Annotated in this window: 7 protein-coding genes; 1 reads left to right on the forward strand and 6 read right to left on the reverse strand. The window is 44.4% G+C overall.

All coding sequences use genetic code 11. From position 1 onward, the window contains the following. From RT269_RS29240 to RT269_RS29260, 5 genes are all read right to left on the reverse strand, one after another. Positions 1 to 311: aminopeptidase P family N-terminal domain-containing protein (locus RT269_RS29240; RefSeq protein ID WP_313188004.1), on the reverse strand; the 311-nt coding region annotated here is incomplete at its 3' end. A gap of 19 nt (positions 312 to 330) precedes the next feature. Continuing rightward, positions 331 to 1593: a PTS fructose transporter subunit IIC gene (locus RT269_RS29245; protein WP_313188006.1), complete on the reverse strand. Its 1263-nt coding sequence runs from the start codon at positions 1591 to 1593 to the stop codon at positions 331 to 333. Between the two features lie 30 nt (positions 1594 to 1623). Beyond that, positions 1624 to 1941, reverse strand: a complete 318-nt coding sequence (locus tag RT269_RS29250) for a PTS fructose transporter subunit IIB (RefSeq protein ID WP_313188007.1) — start codon at positions 1939 to 1941, stop codon at positions 1624 to 1626. A 77-nt stretch (positions 1942 to 2018) separates the two neighbouring features. Next, positions 2019 to 2486, reverse strand: coding sequence for a PTS sugar transporter subunit IIA (locus RT269_RS29255; protein WP_313188008.1), 468 nt, complete (start codon positions 2484 to 2486; stop codon positions 2019 to 2021). Beyond that, positions 2486 to 4369: a BglG family transcription antiterminator gene (locus RT269_RS29260; RefSeq protein ID WP_313188009.1), complete on the reverse strand. Its 1884-nt coding sequence runs from the start codon at positions 4367 to 4369 to the stop codon at positions 2486 to 2488. The genes RT269_RS29255 and RT269_RS29260 overlap by 1 nt, the downstream gene beginning before the upstream one ends. Positions 4370 to 4742: 373 nt before the next feature. Between RT269_RS29260 and RT269_RS29265 the strand changes: the two genes are divergently transcribed. Continuing rightward, a complete protein-coding gene (locus tag RT269_RS29265; protein ID WP_313188010.1) occupies positions 4743 to 5336 on the forward strand; it encodes a hypothetical protein in 594 nt (197 codons plus the stop codon). A 565-nt stretch (positions 5337 to 5901) separates the two neighbouring features. Here RT269_RS29265 and RT269_RS29270 read toward each other — a convergent pair. After that, a partial coding sequence (locus RT269_RS29270; protein WP_313188011.1) for a YARHG domain-containing protein occupies positions 5902 to 6795 on the reverse strand: 894 nt, incomplete at its 5' end.

Consider the following 6795-nt stretch of genomic DNA (forward strand, 5'->3'; position numbering starts at 1 on the left):
GCCTCAAAGCCCAGTTTTGTGACAGACTCTTCCTCCGCAATTCGGTTTATGTGCTCCATATACCCGCAGTTTTTGTCCGCCAGCAAAACCCTGGCATTCATCTCCTTAAGGGCTATGGCCATCCGCTCCTTTTGCTGGACATAATACCGTCCATCCACAATGGAATAACAGCCCTTTTTGGTAAGCAGCACATAGCCGCTGCCGCTGTATAACCCTGCCGTGTAAAATTTATTTTCTCTGGATACCAGCAACAGTCCGTCCAGGCCGTTTCGTTCCATAAACTGCCATCCACTTATCAGATGAATTTCCATTCCGCCATCTCCTGTCCTATCAGTCGTTGGAATCTACCGTCAGCCTGCCTTTTAGTATCATGTTGTTGCGGATAAAGATCACCAGCAAAGCCGTCACCACAGCTCCGATCACGATTCCTGCAATATAGGCCGGAATGTTCTGGCACAGAGGCCACGCCCATACAGCGGACTCCGGGAACCACTGCACCGCACCGAACATGGTGGCAGAAAGGGAACCGCATATGGCACCGATCATGTAAGAGGGAATGATTACCTTAGGCATTTCCAGGGCAAAGGGAATGGCTCCCTCAGAGATTCCCATCAGCGCCAGAAACATGGCAGTCTTTCCCTGAGGATAGAACTGCTTATCAAACACATGGCGCTTTACTACCAGACGGTCGATCAAGGTCGCCAGTCCCAATCCAAAGGATGGAACGACTATGGCAACCACACGGGCAGTAATGGGCAGTACCTTGTCGGTTGTAAATCCAAGCGCCACAAACCCGGCTGCTTTGTTGATGGGGCCGCCTAAATCAATGGCAGTAGCAGCAGACAGAGCAATGGTATATCCATAGGACCCTGCCTTCCCGGCTGCCGAAAGTCCCGATTTGATCAGGCTATTCAACATTCCCCCAAGAGGCGTTACCACCAGATGCATGCCCAGCATGACAAACACGGCTGCCAGCATGGGAATCAGGAACGTGGATTTGAATGCCAGCATATTGTGGCTCACTTTAATCTTCTGGTTCAAAAACTTCACAAAATACCCGGCTGCAATGGCGATGATCAGCGCTCCTAAAAATGTAGAGGCTACGGGTGATGAAGCCGTCCAGGTTCCATCCACAAGGCTCACGACCGCAGTTGGCTTCGTAGCCATCAAGCCGCCGATAAAACCTGCCGGAAACGCCAGCTTGCCGCCGATGGAGTTAGCCATAAAAGCCGCAAACATAGGAATCGCAAATCCGAACAGCGTTCCGCCAAAATTCGCACATAATTCGGAAAATTTTAAAAGAAATAAGTTAAATCCCTCATAAGCTCCACTGTTCATGGCATCCAAAATGCCTATGGACGGATCCACGCTCAGGATTACATATGGAATAAGCTGTGAAAATGCAAGAATCAGTCCGCCCATGATCAGGAATGGAATCATGTTGCTGATACCGGTCATTACGTGACGTGACAATGTATCCCAAATCCCCTTTTTCTCCTGAATCTCCGGTTTTTGCTGTACCGGCTTATTGGAGCTGCCTGCATTTTTGTTTTCTGCCTGTCCTGTCAATGCACTCCTCTTTGTTATTGCCATCTTCTTTTATCCCCCTTATCTCTCGTTTTTTCACTCTTCCATGCTTTCAATTTCCTGGATAATGCCTCTGGCATTCTTAATTGCATCCTGAAGGCCGATTTCGTAAATATCATAGGCGTCAAAGCGCTCATTGTTCTGGGGCGCGATGGCAACGGCATGAATAATAATATCTGCCTCTGCGATTTCTGCCGGGGTCAGCTCATTTTGAATCCCATCCGCACCCTGGGTCTCCACCTTTACGTCGTATCCCAGCTCCTTTGCTGCATCCTCTAAGGCCTGAGCCGCCATAAAGGTATGGGCCAGTCCCATGGTACACGCGCATAAAGCTACCAACTTTTTCTTTGCCATTATTTTTCCTCTTTTCTCATTATTTTTTATATATTTCATCCGGGCGTCCCCAGCTGAATTAACTTCTCAATTGAAATTCATCCGTTTAAAGATACCGCCTGATGAATGACCTCATAAATCTCCCCGGCGGAATCAGACTCCATAAGCCTGTTGCGGAATTCAGGTTTCATCAGCATTCTCGAGAGGGATGCCAGAATCTGGATGTGCTCATTTCCATAATTCTCCTTTGGGACAATCAGAGCAATCATAATGTGAACCGGCTTGTCGTCAAAGGATTCCCACTCCAGCTCATGTTTCGACTTCACAACAATGATTCCCGTCTGAATTACGGATTCACAACGGGTATGAGGAATTGCAAACCCGTCCTCCATGCCGGTAGGGCCCTGAGACTCCCGTTCCAAAAAGCCCTGATAAGTTCCTTCCACATCCCGGCACAGCCCTAAGCTTACCGCCTGTTCTGCGATGGAACGAAGCGCTTCCTCCTTACTCCCAAATTCCATCCCAGTAAAAATATATTCCTTTTTAATTACTTCCTTCGTCATCATCACACCTCTCTCCTGCACATAATATTTTGAAATGTATAAAAATCCTCCGCCTGTATGAGGCGGCGCACCAGTTCCTCTGAGTGGACCACTTTATACAGCGTTCTGAAAATACGGGCATACTGATTTCCAGACTGGTTAAAACAGGCTAAGAATACCATCTGAACCATCTCACTTCCCCATTGCACGGGATTCTCCAAAATCCCTATAGCAATACAGGAAGAGAATTCTCCCTGCATCAGCACATGAGGCACTGCCACCAGGTTTCCAACCTCTGTGGAGCTGATCCTTTCACGCTTTTCTATGGCGTCTATCATCTGGCTTCCAATCCCTTTCTTTCGTTCCAGCATAGCACCCAGCTTTTTAATTGCCTGGAACCGGTTCTCCGCACTGATATATCCAAAGCAGTCCGGATCAAAATACCGCATTAATTCCTTTTCAATGCAAATCTTCTGCCAGATCTGTTCCTGAATTTCGGAAATCGCTTTCTCTCCCAGCAGATCATGGGAGACGATTACAGGAACAGTTCCTTCATACGCCTCCACAGGAACCGCTGAAATAATCACATCCGGCTTCCGGTCCAAAGCCAGCTTTAAATATCGGACCGGATACACGCTGCAGATAAATATATTCTGAACTTCACTCTGAATCTTCTCCAAAATCATCTGAGATGTGCCGATTCCGTAATTGCATAGGATCACCGCCTTAATCCGCTCTCCGGCCTGGGGCTCATAAACTCCTAAATAAACGGTCAGATAACCGTTCTCATCCTCATTGATGGAAACGCCGAACCGCTCCTCAAAGCGCTGTGCCATCAGGATTGCATAATTCATTTCCAGAGGATAGCTGTTTTTAATCTGCCCGATAATGGGATTTGGGGAGTAGTTTCCGGCCCTGGCCCTCTGCATCAGGGCCTTTAAGTGCATGCTTAAAACATTCATCACTTTCTCATCCTGATTATAGGAAATCCCTGTAAGCTGGGATATCTCCGCTAAAAAATCATCGACGAACCGGCGCATTTCCTCACAGCCAGCTGTATCCGCAAGGTTAAGATTATATCCCATAAAACCGGAACACACCATGACATAGAAGCATTCCTCCTCTGCAACCGCAATCTGGAATTCCTTACCCAGAGCCTCCATAATAGAGCGTATCATCTGATAGTTGTGGCCGGAAATGGTGGCTCCAAGCTTCATTCCGGTGACTTGGCGCCCTTTTCTGTTCCTTGAAAGGGCGATGATGATTCTTGCAATCAGATTGTTTAAATCCATATCTGCCACTATCATTCCGTATTCCTGAATGTATCCGAACACCAGTTCATCTGTCCGGTCAAGCTCTTCCTCAGAAATGTTGTAAATTCCTGTATTCACAAGCTTTGCATTACAGTAATCCAGGCCAATGTCCCCCAAAAGAGTGCGGATATCTGTTTCCTCACCCGTGATGGAGAGGCCATAATAAGGCTTACCGGCAAGAGTCAGCCTGTATCTGCCTAAAAATTCCTTCACATCGGCGGTCATTTTATTTAAAGTGGACGAACTTAAAAACATGATATCGCTGAGTTTCTCAATGGTGATCTCATCCCGGTCGATGATTTCCAGAATCATCTCATGAATCCGTTTATCTCCATCTTTCTGGCGGTATTCCTTCTGGGTAAGAAGAGGCTTTAATGCCGCCTTGTTTCCCTCTAAAGCATACCCCTGTCCCCTTTTACGGGAAATGGACACATCAAATGTTTTCAGTTCCTCACTTAAAACCGCGAGATACCGCATTACCGTTCTGGAAGAGATTCCAAGCCGTTTCGCCAACTCTTCCCCATCAATGGCATTATCCTGATGCATCAGGCAATTCAAAAGCTGTATCTGCTTTTGTGTCAAATCCTGTATCATACAATCACTTTCCTTCTGGTTTTATTATGCTCCTAAGCAGTATAACTTTCCATTCATTCCTTGTCATCAGAAAGTGACAGGAGGTGGAAAGAAAAAGGAGGAGCCGTAATAGACTCCTCCTAGACTGTCCCAGGTTTGAAAAACAGACCTGATGACCCTATCGCTTCCTTTTTAATACTCCTGGTTATTTTATGCTTATCCCTTTAAGCTTTTCCAGAGGGTGACTGATTTACACTGCGCCAGCATCATTCCTTCCGGAACTGGCGCTCCCTTGATTTTTTATCAATCAATTCCCTTTCTTTGTAATAATGCGTATCTTAAATTTGTTTATGCATATATTATTATAATTAGTAAAATCCTTAAGAGGCCACGAATGCGCATATGTAATTTAGGTACAATCAGGCAAATTGGACGAATGCTGCAAATCCATAATGCAGTGGTTGATGAGGTTTTTCTTATTAATAATAATACCGGATATCTGGACATTATCTACGCCAATTATGAACAAAATGAAACCATATCCGAATCCTTAAGACTAAATGTAACCATTAACACTGTCATACTAAATTCATACGGCTATCATATATTCTTATCCGACATCGAAGAAGGCATGTTGGTAGATTCCTTATTTTCACCAATTAATGCAGGACTCACACCACCACAGGCCGAAGCAAATTTAATTGTCGCGAGAACATACGATCAGCCGCCACTGAGCTTTATTATAGATCGAATCGCAAAAGTAGATATTGATAACTCTTTTCTCTATACTGGCGATCCTAATAATACAGATGATCAAATAAGATTTAATATCAGCAATATAACTACGATTCGAGACAAAGACGGCAACCCTGTTCCTCTTCGTTCGCTTCATCCAGGTTTATTAGTAGACGTGATCGTAGCACATACCAATTTTCAAGATTCGGATATTCCAAATGAAGCCGATGCTCTGCATGTCCAAATATTGTAAGTATTACTTAATGTCCTTGAATTTTGGAAGAGAATTGACCATAATAGAACTACAAAAGAAAGCACCCACTCCAAAAGTGGATATTCCCAAGTTTAAAGGTTAAAGGTCCTTACGGACACCGCCCACCCTGTTGGCAGACAAGGTGGGTATTTTTTTAAGTATATGAACTGCTCGCAGAACTTAACTTCCGCCCCTGTTTGATGTTTTTTAAGAGTATAAATCAATTCATGGTCTTTCACTTTTTCCTACTTTCACAAACTCTTCACAGTTTCATCAAACTCCCGTCACATTTTACAGGTATATTAATAACTGTAAAGAGGCCAATAACCCTTTAAAATAAAACTTTTTTTCATACAGCCGGCAGGATTCCCCCCATCTTGCCGGCTCCTCCCTTTTATGAGACAAAGCACATCTAATTCTGATTCTTTCAATCTTAATTACTTTATATTCCTCTGTTCCACTCCGGCCATAGTGACCTTAGCTTGAGGATTTATCAATAAAAGCCAAAATGCTTTCCAACTCATTCTTCCTTTATTTTCTTGCATGGGATACATCCTCCAAATTCCTACTCCATACGTTTCTGCTGTTCCTGAATCAAACGGATATTGAAACGCTCTGTTTCATTCAGCACTTCTTCCTTAAAATCTTTTGGATCAATCGTTCCTTCATACCAGCTGCATTGATTAAAATACCTCTGCAATTCTTCATCAGCAAACCGCCTGCCATGTCTTGCATAAACCTCGTTTCTTGCGATCCGCAGCTGACTGGCTGAAAGATTCCATAAATCCGGCTCCTGCAACAGGCTATCGCTGCTGTTAGGAAATACAAATTCAAATCCATCATATTTTGCAGTATCAGACTGAATCCGGAAAGTATCCCGGATCAGACTGATTTCACTTTGCATTTTATTGTATTCCTCCATTATGGCACTGTCTTCCATATAAAACGTCACATCTGTGGGCAGTGACATTACATATACATAGGGACCATCATATCCCCATATTTTATAGTCTGGCAGATTAACATAGCCGCAGTTCGAGTACGCCTGAATATAGAATAAAACTCCATCCCCCATCAAATCATAGGATTTTTTCTGATGGTAGCTGCACCCTCCTTTAAACTCGTTTCTGACTGCCAGGCGAATCCATTCTTTTGGCAAATCCAGCTCAAAGCCTGGCGCCTGAGAATTAGAAGCCGGAAAAGCCGGCACCTGCTCTGTTTTAAGCATTTCTGTTTCCATCGGGCCATCTTCTGTCTTCTCTGCAGCATTAGTCTGCTGTATCAGTTCTTCGGCTTTCGTCTCTTCATATACTGTCGTTTTACTTGTTCCCCAATGATGTGACCCCATTAACATAAGGATTCCAAACAGCACCGTGTAAATACCTAGTACTCCGGTTAAAACAATCCGGTACACAAGCCCGGTCTTATCTTTGAGAAAGCTTGGAGATTCCACATAAGT

This window comes from Lacrimispora sp. (assembly GCF_032078915.1).
Taxonomy (GTDB): Bacteria; Bacillota; Clostridia; order Lachnospirales; family Lachnospiraceae; genus Lacrimispora.

Excerpts from the sequence above, each read along its gene's own strand:
- RT269_RS29245 (WP_313188006.1), bottom strand. The coding sequence starts at position 1,593 with ATGGCAATAACAAAGAGGAGTGCATTGACAGGACAGGCAGAAAACAAA.
- RT269_RS29255 (WP_313188008.1), bottom strand. The coding sequence starts at position 2,486 with ATGATGACGAAGGAAGTAATTAAAAAGGAATATATTTTTACTGGGATG.
- RT269_RS29250 (WP_313188007.1), bottom strand. The coding sequence starts at position 1,941 with ATGGCAAAGAAAAAGTTGGTAGCTTTATGCGCGTGTACCATGGGACTG.
- RT269_RS29265 (WP_313188010.1), top strand. The coding sequence starts at position 4,743 with ATGCGCATATGTAATTTAGGTACAATCAGGCAAATTGGACGAATGCTG.
- RT269_RS29260 (WP_313188009.1), bottom strand. The coding sequence starts at position 4,369 with ATGATACAGGATTTGACACAAAAGCAGATACAGCTTTTGAATTGCCTG.